We start from the raw sequence: 19,582 nt of genomic DNA on the forward strand, positions 1-19,582 counted from the left end.
TGCGGATCACGCTAATCCGTAGGAGCAAGGCTTGCCCGCGATGCTTTTAGCGGCTGGCGAGTAACGCCTGGCCGCGAACCACCGCTTTCTTGACCTGTGCCGGCGCAGTTCCGCCGATGTGGTCACGGGCATTCACCGAGCCTTCCAGGGTCAGCACGGCGAACACGTCCTGATCGATCTGGTCGCTGAACTTGCGCAACTCTTCCAGGCTCATTTCCGCCAGGTCTTTACCGCTTTCCACGCCGTACTTCACGGCATGGCCAACGATTTCGTGGCAGTCACGGAACGGCAGACCACGACGTACCAGGTAGTCGGCCAGGTCGGTGGCGGTGGAGAAGCCACGCAGGGCGGCTTCACGCATCATCGCGTGCTTGGGTTTGATCGCCGGGATCATGTCGGCAAAGGCCCGCAGCGAGTCGCGCAACGTGTCGGCGGCGTCGAACAGTGGCTCTTTATCTTCCTGGTTGTCCTTGTTGTAGGCCAGGGGCTGGCCTTTCATCAGGGTCAGCAGGCCCATCAGTGCGCCGAATACGCGACCGGTCTTGCCACGCACCAGCTCCGGGACGTCCGGGTTTTTCTTTTGCGGCATGATCGAGCTGCCGGTGCAGAAACGGTCCGGCAGATCGATGAACTGGAACTGCGCGCTGGTCCACAGCACCAGCTCTTCGGAGAAGCGCGACAAGTGCATCATCGCGATGCTTGCGGCCGAGCAGAACTCGATGGCGAAGTCACGATCGGACACGTTGTCCAGCGAGTTACCGCCCACAGCGTCGAAGCCCAGCAGTTGAGCGGTGTATTCGCGGTCGATCGGGTAGGTGGTACCGGCCAGTGCGGCACTGCCCAGCGGCATGCGGTTGGTACGCTTGCGGCAGTCGACCAGGCGTTCGTAGTCGCGGCTGAGCATTTCGAACCAGGCCAGCATGTGATGCCCGAAGGTCACTGGCTGCGCGGTTTGCAGGTGAGTGAAGCCCGGCATGATGCTGCCGGCTTCGCGCTCGGCCTGTTCCAGCAAGCCTTTTTGCAGGCGGGTGATTTCGCTCAGGATCAGGTCGATCTCGTCACGCAGCCACAGGCGGATGTCGGTGGCGACCTGGTCGTTACGGCTGCGACCGGTGTGCAGCTTTTTACCGGTGACGCCGATGCGGTCGGTCAGACGCGCCTCGATGTTCATGTGCACGTCTTCGAGGTCGATGCGCCAGTCGAACTGGCCAGCCTCGATTTCACCCTGGATGGTCTTCAGGCCATCAGTGATGCTGTCGCGCTCGGCATCGGTCAGCACGCCGACCTTGGCCAGCATCGTGGCGTGAGCGATCGAGCCCATGATGTCGTGGCGATACAGGCGCTGGTCGAAAGTGACGGAGGCGGTGAAGCGGGCGACGAAGGCGTCGACGGGTTCACTGAAGCGGCCGCCCCAGGACTGATTGGTCTTGTCAGTGCTCATGAATTCGCTCGTGTCGGCTGAAGAAAGATGGCGTAGAAAGCTGTCGCGGATAATAACAGGGTTGCCAATCCTGTCGCTGACACTGGTCGATACGTTTTTTTCTCAGGTGGCGGCCCATACTCGAATCAGCGCCGAGGGGATTTGCGCAACGATATTTTTCAATTGAGCAATATCGTGCCGGCAACCGTCTACAGTTGGACAGTAGGATCAGCGCACTTCCAGACGCTGCAGCTGACTATAAGAAGAGGGGGTGTTCATATTGTGTATCAACAAACCCTACGGTGATGCCTCGCCAATGCGGGCCAGGACCGCCAAACGCACGACAGATGAAAATTTAGCCGTCGGTCGGGCGGCACTTTTTGGCCCTCGCGCTAGTCTTAGCGTGGATCGCGGTGACGGACGTCACTTCACCTGTCTACGCTATCCTTGTGCGAGACTCACGCAGGAATCCAGCGCAATATGAATGTCCTGATCGTTGATGACGAACCCCTTGCCCGCGAGCGCCTGAGCCGAATGGTTGGCGAACTCGAGGGATACAGTGTCCTGGAGCCTAGCGCCACGAACGGCGATGAAGCGTTGGCTCTGATCGACAGCCACAAACCCGATATCGTGCTGCTCGATATCGGCATGCCGGGCCTCGATGGCCTGCAAGTGGCTGCACGATTGTGCGAACGCGAAACCCCGCCCGCCGTGGTGTTTTGCACAGGCCCCGATGAATTTGCCGTGGAAGCCTTACAGGCCAGCGCCGTAGGCTATCTGGTGAAACCTGTGCGTACAGAACAATTACATGAAGCGTTGAAAAAAGCCGAGCGGCCCAATCGCGTCCAGCTCGCGGCCCTGACCCGTCCCGCCGCCGAAAGTGGCAGCGGCCCGCGCAGCCACATCAGCGCCCGTACCCGTAAAGGCATCGAGCTGATCCCGTTGGGTCAGGTGGTGTACTTCATTGCGGATCACAAATACGTGACCTTGCGCCACGAAGGCGGCGAAGTGCTGCTGGATGAGCCGCTCAAGGCCCTTGAAGATGAATTTGGCGATCGCTTCGTGCGAATCCACCGCAATGCGCTGGTCGCCCGCGAGCGCATCGAACGTCTGCAACGCACGCCTCTGGGGCATTTTCAGCTGTTCCTCAAAGGCTTGAACGGCGACGCCCTGATCGTCAGCCGACGGCATGTGGCCGGCGTGCGCAAGATGATGCAACAGCTTTAATCCGCCATTTACGGGCGGGTTTCATCCCGATTGCTGGATGTCTGAGGCCAGGGAGGCCACGCGGTTTCTGATACAAGTCAAAGTGGATTTGGCTGAGCTGTTATTATCCGCCGTATCTATTCAGTACGGATTGATCCATGTCCTCTCGCGAAATCCGCATCGCCACCCGTAAAAGTGCACTCGCCCTGTGGCAGGCCGAATACGTCAAAGCCCGTCTGGAAGAGGCCCATCCGGGTCTGCTCGTGACGTTGGTGCCCATGGTCAGTCGCGGTGACAAGTTGCTCGACTCGCCACTGTCGAAAATCGGCGGCAAGGGCCTGTTCGTCAAAGAACTGGAAACCGCGCTGCTGGAAAACGAAGCCGACATCGCGGTGCACTCGATGAAAGACGTGCCGATGGACTTCCCTGAAGGCCTCGGTCTGTTTTGCATCTGCGAGCGCGAAGACCCGCGCGATGCATTCGTCTCCAACACCTACACCAGCCTGGACGAATTGCCGCAAGGCAGCATCGTCGGCACCTCCAGCCTGCGCCGTCAGGCCCAGTTGCTGACCCGTCGTCCGGACCTGGAAATTCGCTTCCTGCGCGGCAACGTCAACACGCGCCTGGCCAAGCTCGATGCAGGCGAATACGACGCGATTATCCTCGCTGCCGCCGGCCTGATTCGTCTGGGCTTTGAAGATCGCATCACCTCGGCCATCAGCGTCGACGACAGTCTGCCGGCCGGTGGCCAAGGCGCGGTGGGTATCGAATGCCGCAGCGTCGACAGCGAAATTCACGCGCTGTTGGCACCGCTGCACCATCAGGACACCGCCATCCGCGTGACCGCCGAACGTGCTCTCAACAAACATTTGAATGGCGGCTGCCAAGTGCCGATCGCCTGCTATGCCGTGCTTGAAGGCGAGCAGATCTGGTTGCGGGGTCTTGTCGGTGATCCGAACGGCGGTCTGCTGCTCAGCGCCGAGGCTCGTGCGCCACGAAGCGACGCCGAAGCCTTGGGCGTGCAAGTGGCTGAAGACCTGCTGAGTCAAGGCGCCAACGACATTCTGAAAGCAGTCTACGGCGAGGCAGGTCACGAGTGACGGGTTGGCGCCTGCTGCTGACGCGTCCCGCGGATGAGTCGGCGGCGCTGAGCAGTCTTTTGGCCGAAAAGGGGATTTTCAGCAGCAGTTTGCCGCTTTTGGAGATCGAGCCGATTCCTGCCTCTGACACAATGCGCGAGATGATTCAGGGGCTGGATCGCTATTGCGCGGTGATCGTGGTCAGTAAGCCGGCCGCCAGAATTGCCGTGGATCTGCTCGACAGGTATCGGCCGCAACCCCCTCGTTTGAAGTGGTTCAGCGTGGGCGCCGCCACCGCGCAGATCCTCGAGGATCGCGGGTTGGACATCAGCTTTCCGGTGGAGGGCGATGACAGCGAAGCCTTGCTTGAACTTCCTCAGTTGCGCGAGGCAATCGCGCGGCCCGGTCCGCGCGTGCTGATCATGCGTGGGGAGGGCGGGCGTGAGTTGCTGGCTGAGCGTTTGCGCGAGCTTGGTGCTAGTGTCGAGTATCTGGAGTTGTACCGCCGCGACCTGCCGCCGTACCCGCCGGCAGCGCTGCCTGACCGGATCGAAGCGGAACGCTTGAACGGGCTGGTGGTCAGCAGTGGACAGGGTTTTGAGCACCTGTATCAATTGGCCGGCGATGCCTGGCCGCAATTGGCGCGGTTGCCGTTGTTTGTTCCAAGCCCCAGGGTTGCCGAGCTGGCACGTGCCGCCGGGGCCCAAACAGTTGTGGATTGTCGTGGCGCCAGTGCCGCGGCTTTGCTGACGGCGTTGCGGGAGCATCCCGGACCCGTTCTCTAATGCAAAGGATGGATACGTGAGCGAAACAGCCTTGCCTAAAGATGACGTCAAGCCAGTGCTCGATGCACCGGTTGAAGCACCGGTTGAAACCGGGCCACCTGCTGCAGTGCAGCGCCGAGGCAATGGGCTGGCAATCGTCGCGCTGTTGCTGGGCGCTGCCGGTGTCGCCGTGGGCGGTTGGGGAGTCTGGCAGGTGCGTCACCTGCAAGCCAATACTCAACTGCAGTTGAGTCAGGTCCAGGCATTGAACGATCAGGCACAGGACCTGAAGCTCAATGAACAACGCCTGACTGCTCGCCTGGAACAAATGCCTGCCGCCGCCGAGCTAGACGCGCGCAGTCGTTTGGTCATTCAACTTCAAGGCGATCAGCAACGCCTGAATCAACGTCTGGAAACGGTTCTCGGCGCCAGCCGCAAGGATTGGCGTCTGGCCGAGGCCGAGCACCTGCTGCGTCTGGCCAGCCTGCGTCTTTCCGCGTTGCAGGACATCAGCAGTGCCCAGGCTTTGGTGCAGGGCGCCGATGAGATTCTGCGCGAACAGAACGACCCGGGTTCCTTTGCCGCTCGCGAGCAAGTGGCCAAAACGCTGGTGGCATTGCGTAGCACCCAACAGCCGGATCGCACCGGTCTGTTCCTGCGACTGGGGGCGCTGCGCGATCAGGTGATCAGCCTCACCGAGCTGGCACCCGAGTACAAGGACCGTGGCGAATCCCTGTTGGGTCTCACCGCTGATGGCGACGGCGCCAGTCGTTGGGCGCAATGGTGGGATCAGGTCTCGCGCTACATCCGCATCGACTTCAACGCCGACAAGAATGTGCGTCCGTTGCTGGCCGGGCAGAGCCTGAGCCAGGTGCGCCTGGCCCTGAGCCTGGCACTGGAGCAGGCGCAATGGGCCGCGCTCAATGGCCAGGCCGCGGTTTATACCCAGGCGCTGGCCGAAGCGCGGGACGTGCTCAAGGGCAACTTCAACCCGGACAACCCTCAGAGCAAAGTGATGCTTGAGCAGGTTGGCGAGTTGAGCAAGCAACCGGTCACCGTTGTCACGCCAGACCTGACCGGCACGCTGAGTGCAGTTCAAGGGTATCTGGAGCGGCGTAACGTCAACGCCGAGGACTCGATCAAACCGATGGCCAAACCTGCCGCGGACACCATTCAGGAGGCGACGCCATGAAACGCCTCTATGTGATCGTGTTCCTGGTGATCGCCGCTGCTGCCGCGCTCGGGCTGGCGATTGCCGAGCATTCCGGTTACGTGCTGGTCGCCTATAAAAGCTTCCGTTACGAGTCTAGTCTGTGGGCAACCCTGGCGTTGGTCGCCGTGCTCTGGCTGGTGTTCTGGGGCATCAAGGCGTTGATCGAATTGGTGACGACCTCCAGCGGCGTGGTCAATCCCTGGTCGCGGCGCAATCGCAGTCGCCGGGTGCAGGTGGCGATTGAACACGGTCAGCTGGATCTGGCCGAAGGTCGCTGGGCCAGTGCGCAGCGCCATCTGCATCGGGCTGCGGAAGCCGAGCGCCAGCCTCTGCTTTACTACCTCGGTGCCGCCAGGGCCGCGAACGAACAAGGTCAATACGAGGAAAGCGACAACCTGCTGGAGCGCGCACTTGAGCGACAGCCCCAGGCAGAGTTGGCGATTGCCCTGAGCCACGCGCAATTACAGACCGACCGCGGCGATACCGACGGCGCCCTGGTGACCCTGCAAGCCATGCGCGAGCGTCATCCTCATAACGTCCAGACCTTGCGCCAGTTGCAGCGCTTGCACCAACAGCGGGGCGACTGGTCGGCCGTGATTCGTCTGCTGCCGGAGCTGCGCAAGGATAAGGTCCTGCCACCGGCCGAACTGGCCGAACTGGAACGCCGGGCCTGGGGTGAGAACCTGTCCCTGGCGGCGCATCGGGAAGAAGACGGGACGGTCGGCTTGCAATCGCTCAATCGCGCCTGGCAGCAGTTGACCTCAGCTCAGCGTCAGGAACCGCAACTGGTGCTCGCTTATGCCGAGCAACTTCGGCAACTGGGTGCTCAGGTCGAGGCCGAAGAGATCCTGCGGACGGCGCTCAAGCGCAACTATGACAGTCATCTGGCGCGCCTCTATGGACTCGTTCGCGGCAGCGATCCGGCACGTCAACTGCACACGGCCGAGGGTTGGCTCAAGGATCATCCGGCCGATCCGAGCCTGCTGCTGACTTTGGGGCGCTTGTGTCTGCAAAGCAGCCTTTGGGGCAAGGCCCGGGACTATCTGGAAAGCAGCCTGCGAGTGCAGCGCAACCCGGAAGCCTGTGCGGAACTGGCGCGGCTGCTGGCGCAGCTGGGTGACACAGAACGCAGCAATCAGTTGTTCCAGGAGGGCTTGGTCTTGCTGGACGAGCGCTTGCTGGCGGCACCGTTGCCGGTTCCTGTTCACGCTTGAAGAGTGGATGACGGGTCGCTCGAAGGAGCGATCCAGTCGCCTGCAAACTGTCGGAATTTTACCTTTATAGTCCATCAACGGCATAGTCCTACAGAGGACTACACCTAATCCTCTCGTTCCTGTCGGGAATTCCCTACACTTCTGTTGAAGTGTCCCCGCTGGCCTGCCTTGAAAGGCTGCAGCGCTTTCCTCTACCGTAACTGCCTGTCTCTACTGTTACGGAAATGCCATGTCTTTGGCCTGCTCACGCTCCTTGTTTTTCATGGCTTTCATTGCAGGTGCCCTGGTCCTGGGCGTGTCTTATTACCTGGAATATGCGGTCGGCCTCAAGCCTTGCGGGTTGTGCCTGTTGCAGCGCTTTTGCCTCGCATTGCTCACGGGTATCTGCCTGGTGGCTTCGGTGCATGGGCCGGGCCGCTTTGGCTCTTTCCTGTATTGGATGCTCGGGCTGTTTTGCAGTCTGGCGGGTACGGTCACGGCGTGGCGGCAGGTAGTGCTGCAGAGCGATCCAACGCATCGGCTGATGACGTGCCCGCCTGATCTGGCTGTTCAGTACGAGGACATGCCCTGGTTTTGCCAAGTGACACAGATGTTTAAAGGGGAGGCAGAGTGCGCGGAGATTTCCTGGACACTGTTCGACCTGAGCATTCCTGAGTGGAGCCTGCTGCTCTTCATGGCGATGACGATTTTAGGTATTTACCAGTTGCTGCGACTTGTCTGGAAAGCCTGTCTGCGACCGCTCAGCGGCGGTTCGTCGCACCGGGTGGTGGCGGGTGATTAAACACTTGTATGAACTTTATCTCCTGCGTACCTTGAAGCCATTGTCGCGCGGGCATAATCTGGCCCGCACGTGTCATTGGAATTGTGTTGCTCGAATGACGCTCTGCCTGGCCGATACTTGACCTTCAAGTGTGGCGACGGGTGTAGGGCAGCATGACCCACAAGGGAAGAGAGATCACCATGCTCGAAAGTTGTCAGAATGCTCAGGAACGTTGGGGTGGAGTGCATCTGCTGATCGATCGCTGGTTGCAGGAGCGTCACGAGCTGGTTCGGGCCTATGATGCTCTCGGCGCCAAGCCTGAGGCACTGGGTGAGAACCGTAAGCCGTTGCAGGAATTCTGCGGCGTGCTGGTCGATTACGTGTCTGCCGGGCACTTCGAGATCTACGAACAGCTGACCGGCGAAGCCAAAGCGTTTGGTGATACTCGCGGGCTCGAGCTGGCCGAGACCATCTACCCTCGTATCGACGTCATCACCGAGAAGCTCCTCGCGTTCAATGACCTGTGTGATGCAGGTCAATGCGTGGCAGAGAAATTCAAAGAGCTCGGTGGCCTGTTGCACGAGCGCTTCGAACTGGAAGACTGCCTGATCGAAGTGCTGCACACCGCTCACAAGGAAGAGGACCCGGTTCAGGCCTGAACCTCCTTCCTGTGAGACCTCCAAAAACGGTGCGGTATTCAGCCTGTGGCACCGCGCAGTTCGACTTCGAATACCAGCGGTGTGAAGGGCGCAATCAGGTCGCCGGCACCCTCGGCGCCATAGGCTTGGGCCGATGGAATCACCAGGCGCCATTTCGCACCGACCGGCATTTGCTGCAACGCGCTGCGCCAGCCGCTGATCACGCTGTCGAGACTGAACCACTGCGGCTGACTGTTCTGATCGAACACCGTGCCGTCGGGAAGGCGACCGATATACAGCACCTGGACTTTGCCGTTGGGGCCAGCTTTGGCACCCGTGCCTGGCGCCAACTCCGTTAGCAATATTCCATCGGCCAGCTCACGAACGCCCGGTCTGGCTTTTTCCTCGGCGAGAAAAGCCTGCTCTTTTTCGAGTGCGATTTCGCTTTGCGGCGTGCTCGGTTGCAAGGCGACCTGGGCTTCGTGCTCGGCAAGAATCTGTTCTATCTGCTCATCTTTCAGCGCCAGGGGTTTGCCTTGATAGGCTTGTTGCAAGCCTTGGATCAGCGCCTGAAGTTGCAGATCGGGAACCTCCTGGCGCAGGCGTTCGCCGAGACTTGCGCCCAGGCTGTAAGAGAGATCATGAGTGTCATTTTCTTTGGTTTTTTCGGCGGCCTGGGCCACGGAAAAAAACACGCACAGTGATAAAAAAAGGTAGCGCGACATGGGCACTCTCCGACCTGAGGTGCGGGGGATTATGCCAGTGTGAATGCGCTCGACGGTGAACTGGTTTTGCGCAAGCGCAGAAGAATTTCAATCCGTTGCAACGTCGCGCTTTGGATACTGTCAAGATGCCCTAGCGGCGGTAGCAGCAGAGGTCTAGTATGAGCCGCACCCACGTCAGCCAGGAGGTAAACCATGTCGGCCACCAAGAAGCCTGTAAATACTCCGTTGCACTTACTCCAACAACTCTCGGGCAGCTTGCTCGAGCATCTGGAAAACGCTTGCTCCCAAGCCTTGGCTGATGCTGAAAAACTGCTCGCCAAACTGGAAAAGCAACGCGGAAAAGCACAAGAAAAACTGCACAAGTCCCGTACCAAATTGCAGGACGCTGCGGCGGCCGGCAAGGCCAAGGCACAAGCCAAAGCCAAGGGCGCGGTGAAGGAGCTTGAGGACTTGCTCGATGCCCTCAAGGATCGTCAATCCGAAACTCGCAGCTACATTCTGCAACTCAAGCGCGATGCTCAAGAAAGCCTGAAACTGGCCCAGGGTGTCGGTCGTGTACAAGAGGCTGTCGGCAAGGCGTTGTCCCTGCGTTCGGCCAAGCCTGCTGCGGCTCCTGCCAAGAAAGCCGCTGCCAAACCGGCTGCTGCAAAAGCACCGGCCAAGCCTGCCGCCAAACCGACTGCCAAAGCACCGGTGAAAGCCGCAGCAAAACCAGCAGCAAAACCAGCAGCGAAACCTGCGGCGAGAAAACCAGTCGCTGCCAGCGCTGCGAAACCGGCTGCTAGAACGACGGCTGCCAAGCCTGCCGCCGCCAAGCCAGCCACTGCAAAAACGGCTGCTGCAAAACCAGCCGTGGCGAAAACTGCCGCAGCCAAACCAGCAGCAAAAACGGCCGCTAAACCTGCAGCCAAAACTGCGGCGGCGAAACCTGCGGCCAAGCCGGCTGCCAAACCTGTTGCGGCTAAAGCTGCTGCAAAACCAGCTGCAAAACCGGCGGTAAAAGCTGCTGCCAAACCAGCCGCTAAGCCAGCAGCAAAACCTGCTGCGGCTAAACCTGCTGCCAAGCCAGTCGCGGCCAAGCCTGCTGCAAAACCCGCGGTGAAAAAACCTGTTGCCGCCAAGCCGGCCACCGCGCCAGTTGTCAAGCCAGCCAACCCGGTTCCGGCGGCAACGTCTGCTTTAGCAGCAGCTACCTCGACAACGCCGCCAGCGCCAACGCCGGCCGCCGCATCGATCGCAGCAACCACCCCAACCAGCGCTTCCTAAGTGCCGGTTGCCGCGACGCGCAGCTGATGCAGCGCGTCGCGGTCCAGGTGGACGGCGCCTGCCGTCACACCTGCCAGCCAGGCCGCTAGATCGACCGCGTCACCCTGCGGCCAACTTTGCGCCGTTCTCTCCAGTCGCAACAACAGATGTCGCTCGGCTTCCAGTTCGAGTGCCTTCACTCGCTCGCGCAAGGCATTCAGTTCGCCATCGACGGCGGCGACGACTTTCCAATTCACCCGCAAGGCTCGCAGCGGTTGCACCACGTCTGCGTCCCACGGCTCGGCCACGCTACGCAGTTGCTGCAATCGGTGTTCGTTACAGGCGACGCCACGTTCTCCCAGCCACAGCCCGCAGAGCAGCAAGCACACATTGATACCCGCCGACTGCAATTGCAGGCACGCGGGTTCAACGCCGGGACGGGCGTAAGTACTAAGGGAAAAGCTCCACAGGTCAGAGGACATAGTGCTACTCGCGCCAGTTGCGAGCGAAGCTGGTAGACTCCGCCGCCATTATGATTCGACTTCAGAACCTGACTTTACAGCGTGGCCCGCAACGTCTGCTAGAAGACGCCGAGCTGACCCTGCACGCCGGCCACAAAGCCGGCCTCATCGGTGCCAACGGTGCCGGCAAATCGAGCCTGTTCGCCTTGCTTCTGGGTGACCTGCACCCGGATTCGGGTGATTGCTTCTTGCCGGCGGACTGGCGCATCGCCCACATGCGCCAGGAGATCGACACCCTCGATCGGGTGGCGGTCGACTATGTGCTCGATGGCGACCTGCGCCTGCGTGAGGTGCAACGCGACCTCGCGGCAGCCGAAGCGGCCCATGACGGTACCGCTCAGGCCCGCCTGCACTCGGAACTCGACAGCGCCGACGGTTACACCGCCGATGCCCGGGCCCGAAAACTGCTGGCCGGCCTTGGGTTCACCAATGAGCAGATGGATCGCCAGGTAGGAGATTTCTCTGGTGGTTGGCGGATGCGTCTGAACCTGGCGCAGGCTTTGATGTGCCCCTCGGACTTGTTGTTGCTCGACGAACCGACCAACCACTTGGACCTCGACGCCATCATCTGGCTCGAAGAATGGCTCAAAAGCTATCCTGGCACCTTGATGCTGATTTCCCACGACCGGGACTTCCTCGATGCCGTGGTCGATCACGTGGCCCACGTCGATCAGCGCAAGATCACCCTGTATCGCGGTGGTTACAGCGCCTTCGAACGCGCTCGCGCCGAACGTCTGGCCCAGCAACAGCAGGCCTACGAGAAGCAACAGGCGCAACGTGCGCACATGGAAAGCTACATCGCCCGCTTCAAGGCCCAGGCCACCAAGGCCCGTCAGGCCCAGAGCCGGATCAAGGCGCTGGAGCGGATGGAAGAACTGTCCGCCGCCCACGTCGATTCGCCATTCGATTTCGTTTTCCGCGAATCAGTGAAAATCTCCAGCCCGTTGATTGATCTCTCCGACGCCCGACTGGGTTACGGCGAGCGAGCCGTGCTGGAGAAGGTCAAGCTGCAACTGACCCCCGGTGCGCGGATCGGTTTGCTTGGCCCGAACGGTGCCGGTAAATCGACCCTGATCAAAAACCTTGCCGGTGAACTCGAACCGTTGTCCGGCCGACTGACCCGTGGCGAGAACACCGTCGTTGGCTACTTCGCCCAGCATCAGCTGGACTCACTCGACTCCAAGGCCAGCCCGCTGCTGCACATGCAGCGCCTGGCGCCGACCGAGCGCGAGCAGACGCTGCGCGATTTCCTCGGTGGATTCGACTTCCGCGGTGCGCGTATCGATGAGCCGGTGCTGAACTTCTCCGGTGGCGAAAAGGCCCGTCTGGCGCTGGCATTGATCGCCTGGGGCCGACCGAACCTGTTGCTGCTCGACGAACCGACCAACCACCTGGACCTGGAAATGCGCCTGGCGCTGACCATGGCCCTGCAGGAATTCAGTGGCGCGGTACTGGTGGTCTCCCATGATCGCCATTTGCTCAAAAGCACCACCGACAATTTCTATCTGGTGGCGGACGGCAAGGTCGAGGAGTTCGACGGCGACCTGGAAGACTACACCCGTTGGCTGGTGGACTACCGTCAGCGCAATGCCCCGGTCAGCAATACGCCGGTCAATCCGGACAAGACCGACAAGAAGGCCCAGCGCCAGGCGGCGGCCGCGTTGCGTCAGCAACTGGCACCGCACAAGCGCGAGGCTGACAAGCTCGAAGCCGAACTGGGCAAGCTGCACGAGAAACTGGCGAAGATCGATACCAGCCTCGGCGACAGCGACATTTACGAGCCGGCGCGCAAAAACGATTTGCGTGATCTGCTGGCCGAGCAGGCCAAGCTGAAGGTCCGTGAAGCCGAGCTGGAAGAAGCCTGGATGGAAGCGCTGGAGTTGCTGGAAAGCATGCAGGCGGAGCTGGAGGCTCTGTCTTGATGGAAGCGTTCAAGCTGCCATTGGCTGCCGTGTGGATTGAGCCTCTGTGGCTCTTTGGGCAAATCCTGCTGATCTTGTTGGCGGGCTACATCGCTCAGCGCTTCGTGGCCAAGTGCCTGACGCGTCTGGGCGAGCGCTATCCGTTACCGCCGCAGTTGCTGATGCCGCTGCGTGGTGGTTTGCGCTGGCTGATCATGGGCAGCGCGCTGATCTTCGTCCTGGAACGCCTCGGCGTTTCGGCTACGGTGCTCTGGACCGCGTTGTCCGGGTTTGTCGCGGTAGCGGCAGTGGCGTTCTTCGCCATGTGGAGCGTGCTCTCGAATCTGTTGTGCGCCATCCTGATCTTCACCGTCGGCCCATTTCGGATCGGTGATGTGGTCGAGTTGGTGGACACCACCGACAAGCCCGGCGTCAAAGGCCGGGTTGTTGCGATTAATCTGCTCTACACCACGCTGATTGAAGCGGAAGAACTTGGCACCGGCAGTGCCATGGTGCAAGTGCCCAATAGCCTGTTCTTCCAGCGCTCGGTTCGACGCTGGCGCGGCAGCGATGTATTCCCTTCCAACGGTTTTGAAAAGTAAGCCTTCTGTTGCCTGACATACCGCTTTCGCGAGCAAGCCCGCTCCCACAGGGGATCTGCGGCGAACACAAATCAAATGTGGGAGCGGGCTTGCTCGCGAAGGGGGCCTCAAGCCATAAACGCTGGTCGGCAGTCCACTCTGTCCTGAAAAAAAATCGGTAGTCATCGGCCCAAAGCCGCATTAGCTTAGACGTCTGTCACGAGTCTGAGTCGAGGTGTGCGATGGTGCTTCAAACATGGCTGGCGTTTTTTGCCGCCTGCTGGGTGATCAGCCTGTCTCCCGGTGCCGGCGCCATTGCGTCGATGTCCAGCGGTCTGCGATACGGTTTCTGGCGCGGTTATTGGAACGCCCTGGGCCTGCAACTGGGTCTGGCGTTACAGATTGCGATTGTCGCCGCCGGTGTCGGTGCAATCCTCGCGGCGTCGGCCAGCGCTTTCTACGCGATCAAATGGTTTGGCGTGGCCTATCTGGTTTACCTGGCAGTCAAGCAATGGCGTGCGCTGCCCCATGACATGAGCGACGACGCGGCCGTCCGGCAAATCGGCAAGCCGCTGGCGCTGGTGTTCCGGGGTTTCCTGGTGAACGTCAGCAACCCCAAGGCGTTGGTGTTCATGCTCGCGGTGCTGCCGCAATTCATTGATCCACATGCGCCGCTGGTGGCGCAGTACCTGATCCTCGGTGTGACCATGATCTGCGTCGACCTGATCGTCATGGCCGGTTACACCGGACTGGCATCGAAGGTGCTGCGGATGTTGCGCACGCCCAAGCAGCAGAGACGCATGAACCGCACGTTTGCCGGGCTGTTCATTGGTGCGGCGGCATTCATGGCGACCCTTCGCAAAGCAGTGGTGTAAAACCGCCAGGCACAAAAAAGGCGACCTTTTCAGGTCGCCTTTTTTATTTGTCGCTGTCCCGTCCTGAACAAGGTTTACACCTTCTGATCTGTTTTTCAGGGCTAGACACGCTGACTTTGCACGCTGTCGTGCAGGAAATACCAACAAAGCTTGAGTGAAACGCATTGGGAGTGAACAATGTGTTACTTCGTATTTCCATTTGAGATTCGTTCATGATTGCCTCCTCCCGCTTTCTGGCATGGCTAGTGCTGCCTGTTATTGCGTTTTGCAGCTTCAACGCGCTGGCCGAAACGGCGGAAGGCGCGCCAAAGGCGCTGCATTTGCTCGATTACATTGGCGCCGATTACCCGGTAACGGTCCAGGCCGGCAAGGTCATTGATGAGTCGGAATACCGCGAACAATTGGAGTTTCTCGGGGTTCTGCAAGACCTGATCAGCGGATTGCCGGCCAGGCCCGAACGCGCGGAGCTGGAGCAGGGCGTCAGCGACTTGCGCAGTGCAATCTCTGCGCGCAAAGACGGTGCGGACGTCGCCCGTCAGGCGCGGCAACTTGGGGCGAAGCTGGCGGTGGCTTATGAAGTCAGTCAGGCTCCAGTGATTACCCCCGACCCGAGTCGTGGTGCGCCGCTGTACGCACAGCAATGCTCGGTGTGCCACGGCGACGCGGGCGCAGGTGATGGCCCGGCGGGCGTCGGCATGGCGCCGCCGCCAGCCAATCTGCGTGATGCGGCGCGCCTGGATCACCTGAGCCTCTACGCGATCTACAGCACTCTGGGCCTCGGTGTCGAAGGCACCGACATGCCGGCCTTCGCCGATCAGTTGGACGATCGTCAGCGTTGGGACCTGGCAACCTACATCGCCAGTTTCAGCGCCGATCCGGCTGCTGCAAAAGCCGAGAAGACCTACAACATCGCCGACCTGGCCCGTCAGACTCCCGCAGAAGTGCAAATCGCCGAGGGGCCGCAAGCGGCGGCGACCTTCCGTGCGCAGCGAGCGCAACCGCCGCAGGTCAAGCGTGGTCCGGCACAGTTGCTCGACTACACCGCCGCGACCCTGGACAAGAGCGTCGCGGCCTATCGTGCGGGTGATCACGATCAGGCCTATGACCTGTCGGTGGCGGCTTATCTTGAGGGCTTCGAACTGGTCGAAAGTTCTCTGGATAACGTCGATGCCAACGTGCGCAAAGACACTGAGAAATCGCTGATGGCTTACCGGCAGTCGTTGCAGGACGGTTTGCCGGTGGCTCAGGTCCAGCAGCGTCTGGACGCGGCCAAGGCCAAATTGAAGGAATCCGCCGGCCTGCTGGGCAGCGACGGCTTGAGTTGGTCCCTGAGCTACCTCTCCGGTTTGTTGATTCTGTTGCGCGAAGGCCTGGAAGCGATTCTGGTGTTGGCGGCAATCCTCGCGTTCCTGCGCAATACCGGCCAGGAATCGGCGGTGCGCAGCGTCAACGTCGGTTGGGGCTTGGCGCTGCTGGCCGGTCTGGGGACCTGGGCGCTGGCAGCGTATGTGATCGATGTCAGCGGCTCGCAACGGGAATTGCTGGAAGGTGCGACGGCGTTGTTCGCTGCGGTCATGGTGCTTTGGCTCGGTGTGTGGATGCATGATCGTCGTCACGCGGCGGCCTGGCAGGATTACATCAAGAGCAGCCTGGTAGGCGGCGGTGGGCGTTTCGGGTTTGCGACGCTGGCGTTCTTTTCGGTGTATCGCGAACTGTTTGAAGTGATTCTGTTCTACGAGACCCTGTGGTTGCAGGCAGGTCCAGCGGGCCATAACGCGGTACTGGCGGGTGGTGCGACGGCGTTGGTATTGTTGGTGGGTCTGGCCTGGGTGATCCTGCGCGGTTCGGCGAAATTGCCGCTGTCGTTGTTCTTCAGTATCAACGCCGGTCTGTTGTGCGCGTTGTCGGTGGTGTTTGCCGGGCATGGCGTGAAGGCGTTGCAGGAAGCCGGGATTTTCGGCACTCGGCCGGTGCCGTTCTTTGAATTCGACTGGCTGGGGATCCACGCTGATGCGTATTCGCTGAGTGCGCAGGCGGTGGCGATCATTGCGATCGTCGTGTTGTACAGCCGTAGCTGGATAGCTGAGAAGCGGCGGGTGCAGGTTTCTTAACAGCATTCGCTGCGCTCACAATCGCGAGCAGGCTCGCTCCCACAGGAATTGCGTACAACCTGTGGGAGCGAGCCTGCTCGCGATGCTTTTAACGGAGGAAAAAACTATGCGTGTGTGGATCGATGCCGACGCCTGCCCGCGGGCGGCCAAGGATCTGGTGGTGAAGTTCGCCCTCAAGCGCCAGTTCGAAGTGGTGCTGGTGGCCGGCCAGCCGCAGATCAAACCGGGCTTGGCCCTGGTGAAGCTGATCGTGGTGCCAAGCGGTCCAGATGCCGCCGACGACTATCTGGTGGAACACGCGGTCCCCGGAGAATTGGTGATCTGCAGCGATGTGCCGCTGGCCGACCGTCTGGTGAAAAAGGGCGTTGCGGCGCTGGATCCACGGGGTAAAGAGTTCGATGCGCAGAACATGGGCGATCGGTTGGCAGTGCGTAACCTGTTTACCGATCTACGTGAGCAGGGGCAGATGAGCGGCGGGCCAGCGCCATTTGGTGAGCGCGAGAAGCAGGCGTTTGCCAATGCGCTGGACCGGATACTCACGCGGTTATCGCGCAAGTCTTAAGCATGACGGCGGTCCCTGTGGGAGCGAGCCTGCTCGCGATGGGGTCGGCACATTCAACATTGATGTCGACGGTTAGGCCGCTATCGCGAGCAGGCTCACTCCCACACTGAACGGTGTCAGGCGTCGTCTTCGTGGGTTAGTTCGAGCACGCGGTCTACCAGTTTGTTGATGCCTGACGCTGCCTCGCTGATCGATTGCGCCAGCATGTACGCCGGGGTGCTGACCAGTTTGCGCGCCTTGTCTTCAACGATGTCAGTTACCGCGCAGTCGGCGTGGGTAGCGCCCATCTTGTTCATGGCGGCGGCAGTATCGGCATCGTTGCCGATGGTGCAGGTCACGCCCGGTCCATAGATCTTCGCCGCGAGTGCCGGCGAGATGCAGATCAGCCCGACCGGCTTGCCGGCCTCGGCGAACGCTTCGGTCAACGCCAGGACGTCAGGTTGAACGCTGCATCCGGCGCCTTCGACGGCAAAGTTCGACAGGTTCTTGGCCGATCCAAATCCGCCGGGAACGATCAGCGCATCAAAGTCTTCCACGTCCGCTTCGCGGATATCCTTGATGTTGCCCCGGGCGATCCGCGCCGATTCCACCAACACGTTGCGCGACTCGGGCATTTCTTCGCCGGTCAGGTGATTGATCACATGCAACTGCGTGATGTTCGGTGCGAAACACTGCACCTGAGCTCCCCGCTGGTCCAGACGCAGCAGGGTGATCACGCTTTCGTGGATCTCGGCGCCGTCGTACACGCCACAGCCGGACAGGATCACTGCAATTTTTTTGCTCATGGGCTTTTCTCCAGATTCATGGCGTTAAATGTCCACTAATTTGTCACTCGTTGCCATAGGGTTAAATCGCGGCTACACCTAGGATCTGTCCTCAAGATTCCGATCAGGACGCGTCATGGACTTCATTCTGTATGCGGTGCCGTTTTTCTTTGTGCTGATTGCCGTCGAACTGCTGGCCGACCGTTGGCGCGGGGTGAGCAATTATCGCGTGGCGGACGCGATCAACAGCATGAGCACCGGCGTGCTGTCGACCACCACCGGCCTGTTGACCAAAGGCGTCGGCCTGGTGACGTATGCGTTTGCCCTCAAGCACCTGACGCTGGTCGAACTCTCGGCTGACAGCGTCTGGGTCTGGGTATTCGCCTTCGTCCTCTACGACTTCTGCTACTACTGGCTGCATCGCATGGGCCACGAACGGAACATCCTCTGGGCGGCGCATTCGGTGCATCACCAGAGTGAGGACTACAACCTGTCCACGGCGCTGCGCCAGACCAGTACCGGCTTCCTGTTGAGCTGGATTTTCTATCTGCCGATGGCCGTGCTCGGCGTGCCGTTGCTGGTGTTCATCAGCGTCGCCTCGCTGAACTTGCTGTACCAATTCTGGGTGCATACCAAGCACATTCCCAAGCTCGGCTGGTTCGAGTGGTTCTTTGTCACGCCGTCCAATCATCGGGCCCACCATGCACAGAACGCTCTCTACATGGATCGCAACTACGGCGGGGTGTTCATTATTTGGGACCGTCTATTTGGCTCGTTCCAGGAAGAGGACGATAACGAACCGGTGATTTTCGGCGTGACCACGCCGCTCGCGAGCTGGAATCCGTTGTGGGCGAACGTGCAGTTCTACGCGCAGCTGTGGGATGACGCGCGGCGTGCGCAAAGCAAATGGGACAAGCTGCGCATCTGGTTCATGCGCACCGGTTGGCGGCCGGCGGATGTGGCGGCCAGGTACCCGATGAACAAGCCCGACCTGAGTCAGTTCCGTAAATTCGAGGTGCCGCTGGACGGGCGTCAGCAGCTTTACGTCGTGTTGCAGTTCTGCGTCTACATCGCCCTGGGCAGCTACTTGATGAACCTGGAGCAGGATTTGCCAACCGCCGCGCTGGTGCTCGGCTGGAGTGCCGTGGCGCTGGGTTTGTTTACGTTGGGCGTGGCCCTGGAGAATCGCCCGTGGGCGCTGAAGCTTGAGCTGCTGCGCCTGGCGTCGAATGTGCCGCTGGTGTGGCTGGCACCGGTCGTTGGGCTGTGGCCGGCCAGCGCGGCAGGCTGGGTCGGCCTGCTGAGTTACAGCCTGCTCAGTGGTATTGGTCTCTACTGTTGCAGAAACCGTTTCACTCGACTGGCGTCGTAGGTTCGTTGGTTTTGGCTTGTTCAGCTTTCAAGGCCTGCTCGTCGGCGTAGATCTTTTTCGCCAGACGGGCGTTCTTGAAGCGTCGGCGCAGCCACAGGCAAAAGCCCAGTATCAGCAGGGCGCCGAGCACCCACAGCTCGTACTTCTTGACGCTGCCGAGCATGCCTTCGAGTACTGCACCGAAGTGGTAGGCGGCGGCAGCCAGCGCCGCGGCCCAGATCGCGGCCCCAATCCCGTTGAGCAGCAGATAACGTCCTGGCGGATAGCCCGACAGGCCGATCGCCACCGGCATCACCGTGCGCAGGCCATAGACAAAGCGGAAGCTCAGTACCCAGATGTCCGGGTGCCTGCGGATGTGTTCCAGCGCCCGATCACCCATCAATTGCCAGCGCGGTTTGCGCGCCAGCAACTTGCGGCCGTGCTTGCGTCCAAGGAAATACCACAGCTGATCGCCGGCATAACTGCCGAGGAACGCCACGATCATGACCACTTTGAGGTCCATGTATCCGCGGAACGCGAGGAAGCCTGCGAGCACCAGAATGGTTTCGCCTTCGAAAAACGTGCCGAGAAAGAGGGCGAAGTAGCCGAATTCCTGAAGAAATTGTTGGAGCATTGTCTGGATGCTGGCGAA

General features: G+C 60.6%; 19 protein-coding genes and 1 pseudogene. 15 read left to right on the forward strand and 5 right to left on the reverse strand.

Annotated features, from left to right (window positions below; genetic code table 11):
* Window positions 1–46: 46 nt before the first annotated feature.
* Window positions 47–1,441, reverse strand: coding sequence for an argininosuccinate lyase (gene argH, locus KW848_RS09170; protein ID WP_008150277.1), 1,395 nt, complete (start codon window positions 1,439–1,441; stop codon window positions 47–49).
* Window positions 1,442–1,584: 143 nt separating this feature from the next.
* On the opposite strand from argH, the pseudogene KW848_RS32395 reads away from it, so the two are divergent.
* The 8 genes and pseudogenes from KW848_RS32395 to KW848_RS09205 all read left to right on the forward strand — a co-directional run.
* Window positions 1,585–1,904 (forward strand): annotated as a pseudogene (locus KW848_RS32395) (sensor histidine kinase); the annotation flags it as partial.
* Entirely contained in the window at window positions 1,901–2,647 is a 747-nt protein-coding gene (locus tag KW848_RS09175; protein ID WP_046045093.1) for a LytTR family DNA-binding domain-containing protein, read from the forward strand. The pseudogene KW848_RS32395 and the gene KW848_RS09175, both read left to right, overlap by 4 nt.
* 137 nt (window positions 2,648–2,784) lie before the next feature.
* Window positions 2,785–3,726: a hydroxymethylbilane synthase gene (hemC, locus tag KW848_RS09180; RefSeq protein WP_192408964.1), complete on the forward strand. Its 942-nt coding sequence runs from the start codon at window positions 2,785–2,787 to the stop codon at window positions 3,724–3,726.
* Entirely contained in the window at window positions 3,723–4,490 is a 768-nt protein-coding gene (locus tag KW848_RS09185) for a uroporphyrinogen-III synthase (protein ID WP_218536624.1), read from the forward strand. Before hemC ends, KW848_RS09185 begins: the two co-directional genes overlap by 4 nt.
* Window positions 4,491–4,506: 16 nt before the next feature.
* Window positions 4,507–5,661 (forward strand): uroporphyrinogen-III C-methyltransferase, encoded by a 1,155-nt coding sequence (locus KW848_RS09190; RefSeq protein ID WP_218536625.1) that lies wholly within the window; start codon window positions 4,507–4,509, stop codon window positions 5,659–5,661.
* A complete protein-coding gene (locus KW848_RS09195) occupies window positions 5,658–6,896 on the forward strand; it encodes a heme biosynthesis protein HemY (RefSeq protein ID WP_218536626.1) in 1,239 nt (412 codons plus the stop codon). Before KW848_RS09190 ends, KW848_RS09195 begins: the two co-directional genes overlap by 4 nt.
* A 229-nt stretch (window positions 6,897–7,125) precedes the next feature.
* Window positions 7,126–7,677: a disulfide bond formation protein B gene (locus KW848_RS09200; RefSeq protein WP_218536627.1), complete on the forward strand. Its 552-nt coding sequence runs from the start codon at window positions 7,126–7,128 to the stop codon at window positions 7,675–7,677.
* 179 nt (window positions 7,678–7,856) lie between these two features.
* Window positions 7,857–8,315, forward strand: a complete 459-nt coding sequence (locus tag KW848_RS09205) for an Rsd/AlgQ family anti-sigma factor (RefSeq protein WP_033053386.1) — start codon at window positions 7,857–7,859, stop codon at window positions 8,313–8,315.
* 38 nt (window positions 8,316–8,353) lie between these two features.
* Here KW848_RS09205 and KW848_RS09210 read toward each other — a convergent pair whose 3' ends face one another.
* Window positions 8,354–9,019, reverse strand: a complete 666-nt coding sequence (locus KW848_RS09210; protein WP_218536628.1) for an FKBP-type peptidyl-prolyl cis-trans isomerase — start codon at window positions 9,017–9,019, stop codon at window positions 8,354–8,356.
* Between the two features lie 192 nt (window positions 9,020–9,211).
* Here KW848_RS09210 and KW848_RS09215 point away from each other — a divergent pair, with 192 nt between their 5' ends.
* Window positions 9,212–10,285 (forward strand): AlgP family protein, encoded by a 1,074-nt coding sequence (locus KW848_RS09215; RefSeq protein ID WP_218536629.1) that lies wholly within the window; start codon window positions 9,212–9,214, stop codon window positions 10,283–10,285.
* Here KW848_RS09215 and KW848_RS09220 read toward each other — a convergent pair.
* Complete coding sequence (locus KW848_RS09220) at window positions 10,282–10,746, reverse strand: TIGR02444 family protein (RefSeq protein ID WP_218536630.1); 465 nt, start codon at window positions 10,744–10,746, stop codon at window positions 10,282–10,284. The two genes, KW848_RS09215 and KW848_RS09220, sit on opposite strands and share 4 nt — an antisense overlap.
* A 50-nt stretch (window positions 10,747–10,796) precedes the next feature.
* Between KW848_RS09220 and KW848_RS09225 the strand changes: the two genes are divergently transcribed.
* The 5 genes from KW848_RS09225 to KW848_RS09245 all read left to right on the forward strand — a co-directional run bounded on the left by KW848_RS09225 (window position 10,797) and on the right by KW848_RS09245 (window position 16,815).
* The gene (locus KW848_RS09225; protein ID WP_046045102.1) at window positions 10,797–12,707 is read left to right on the forward strand and encodes an ATP-binding cassette domain-containing protein; all 1,911 of its coding nucleotides are present in this window, start codon (window positions 10,797–10,799) and stop codon (window positions 12,705–12,707) included.
* Entirely contained in the window at window positions 12,707–13,288 is a 582-nt protein-coding gene (locus KW848_RS09230) for a mechanosensitive ion channel family protein (RefSeq protein WP_218536631.1), read from the forward strand. Before KW848_RS09225 ends, KW848_RS09230 begins: the two co-directional genes overlap by 1 nt.
* Window positions 13,289–13,509: 221 nt before the next feature.
* A complete protein-coding gene (locus KW848_RS09235) occupies window positions 13,510–14,142 on the forward strand; it encodes a LysE family transporter (RefSeq protein WP_218536632.1) in 633 nt (210 codons plus the stop codon).
* Window positions 14,143–14,354: 212 nt separating this feature from the next.
* The gene (locus KW848_RS09240) at window positions 14,355–16,253 is read left to right on the forward strand and encodes an FTR1 family protein (protein ID WP_218536633.1); all 1,899 of its coding nucleotides are present in this window, start codon (window positions 14,355–14,357) and stop codon (window positions 16,251–16,253) included.
* 106 nt (window positions 16,254–16,359) lie between these two features.
* Entirely contained in the window at window positions 16,360–16,815 is a 456-nt protein-coding gene (locus KW848_RS09245) for a YaiI/YqxD family protein (RefSeq protein ID WP_008076086.1), read from the forward strand.
* 116 nt (window positions 16,816–16,931) lie between these two features.
* Here the strand turns inward: KW848_RS09245 and elbB are convergent, their stop codons facing one another.
* Window positions 16,932–17,600, reverse strand: coding sequence for an isoprenoid biosynthesis glyoxalase ElbB (gene elbB / locus KW848_RS09250; RefSeq protein ID WP_192408981.1), 669 nt, complete (start codon window positions 17,598–17,600; stop codon window positions 16,932–16,934).
* Between the two features lie 115 nt (window positions 17,601–17,715).
* On the opposite strand from elbB, the gene KW848_RS09255 reads away from it, so the two are divergent.
* Window positions 17,716–18,951, forward strand: coding sequence for a sterol desaturase family protein (locus KW848_RS09255; RefSeq protein WP_218536634.1), 1,236 nt, complete (start codon window positions 17,716–17,718; stop codon window positions 18,949–18,951).
* Here the strand turns inward: KW848_RS09255 and KW848_RS09260 are convergent.
* Window positions 18,932–19,564 carry a DedA family protein gene (locus tag KW848_RS09260; RefSeq protein ID WP_111448341.1) on the reverse strand — a complete coding sequence of 211 codons (633 nt, stop codon included), beginning with the start codon at window positions 19,562–19,564 and terminating at the stop codon, window positions 18,932–18,934. The two genes, KW848_RS09255 and KW848_RS09260, sit on opposite strands and share 20 nt — an antisense overlap.
* Window positions 19,565–19,582: the final 18 nt, after the last annotated feature.

Origin of the sequence: Pseudomonas sp. PDM25, from assembly GCF_019219045.1 — a bacterium.
Taxonomy (GTDB): Bacteria; Pseudomonadota; Gammaproteobacteria; order Pseudomonadales; family Pseudomonadaceae; genus Aquipseudomonas.

Bases quoted from the DNA above. Each gene is read 5' to 3' on its own strand.
- argH (WP_008150277.1), bottom strand. From the start codon at position 1,441: ATGAGCACTGACAAGACCAATCAGTCCTGGGGCGGCCGCTTCAGTGAA.
- KW848_RS09175 (WP_046045093.1), top strand. From the start codon at position 1,901: ATGAATGTCCTGATCGTTGATGACGAACCCCTTGCCCGCGAGCGCCTG.
- hemC (WP_192408964.1), top strand. From the start codon at position 2,785: ATGTCCTCTCGCGAAATCCGCATCGCCACCCGTAAAAGTGCACTCGCC.
- KW848_RS09195 (WP_218536626.1), top strand. From the start codon at position 5,658: ATGAAACGCCTCTATGTGATCGTGTTCCTGGTGATCGCCGCTGCTGCC.
- KW848_RS09200 (WP_218536627.1), top strand. From the start codon at position 7,126: ATGTCTTTGGCCTGCTCACGCTCCTTGTTTTTCATGGCTTTCATTGCA.
- KW848_RS09205 (WP_033053386.1), top strand. From the start codon at position 7,857: ATGCTCGAAAGTTGTCAGAATGCTCAGGAACGTTGGGGTGGAGTGCAT.
- KW848_RS09210 (WP_218536628.1), bottom strand. From the start codon at position 9,019: ATGTCGCGCTACCTTTTTTTATCACTGTGCGTGTTTTTTTCCGTGGCC.
- KW848_RS09215 (WP_218536629.1), top strand. From the start codon at position 9,212: ATGTCGGCCACCAAGAAGCCTGTAAATACTCCGTTGCACTTACTCCAA.
- KW848_RS09220 (WP_218536630.1), bottom strand. From the start codon at position 10,746: ATGTCCTCTGACCTGTGGAGCTTTTCCCTTAGTACTTACGCCCGTCCC.
- KW848_RS09225 (WP_046045102.1), top strand. From the start codon at position 10,797: ATGATTCGACTTCAGAACCTGACTTTACAGCGTGGCCCGCAACGTCTG.
- KW848_RS09230 (WP_218536631.1), top strand. From the start codon at position 12,707: ATGGAAGCGTTCAAGCTGCCATTGGCTGCCGTGTGGATTGAGCCTCTG.
- KW848_RS09235 (WP_218536632.1), top strand. From the start codon at position 13,510: ATGGTGCTTCAAACATGGCTGGCGTTTTTTGCCGCCTGCTGGGTGATC.
- KW848_RS09240 (WP_218536633.1), top strand. From the start codon at position 14,355: ATGATTGCCTCCTCCCGCTTTCTGGCATGGCTAGTGCTGCCTGTTATT.
- KW848_RS09245 (WP_008076086.1), top strand. From the start codon at position 16,360: ATGCGTGTGTGGATCGATGCCGACGCCTGCCCGCGGGCGGCCAAGGAT.
- elbB (WP_192408981.1), bottom strand. From the start codon at position 17,600: ATGAGCAAAAAAATTGCAGTGATCCTGTCCGGCTGTGGCGTGTACGAC.
- KW848_RS09255 (WP_218536634.1), top strand. From the start codon at position 17,716: ATGGACTTCATTCTGTATGCGGTGCCGTTTTTCTTTGTGCTGATTGCC.
- KW848_RS09260 (WP_111448341.1), bottom strand. From the start codon at position 19,564: ATGCTCCAACAATTTCTTCAGGAATTCGGCTACTTCGCCCTCTTTCTC.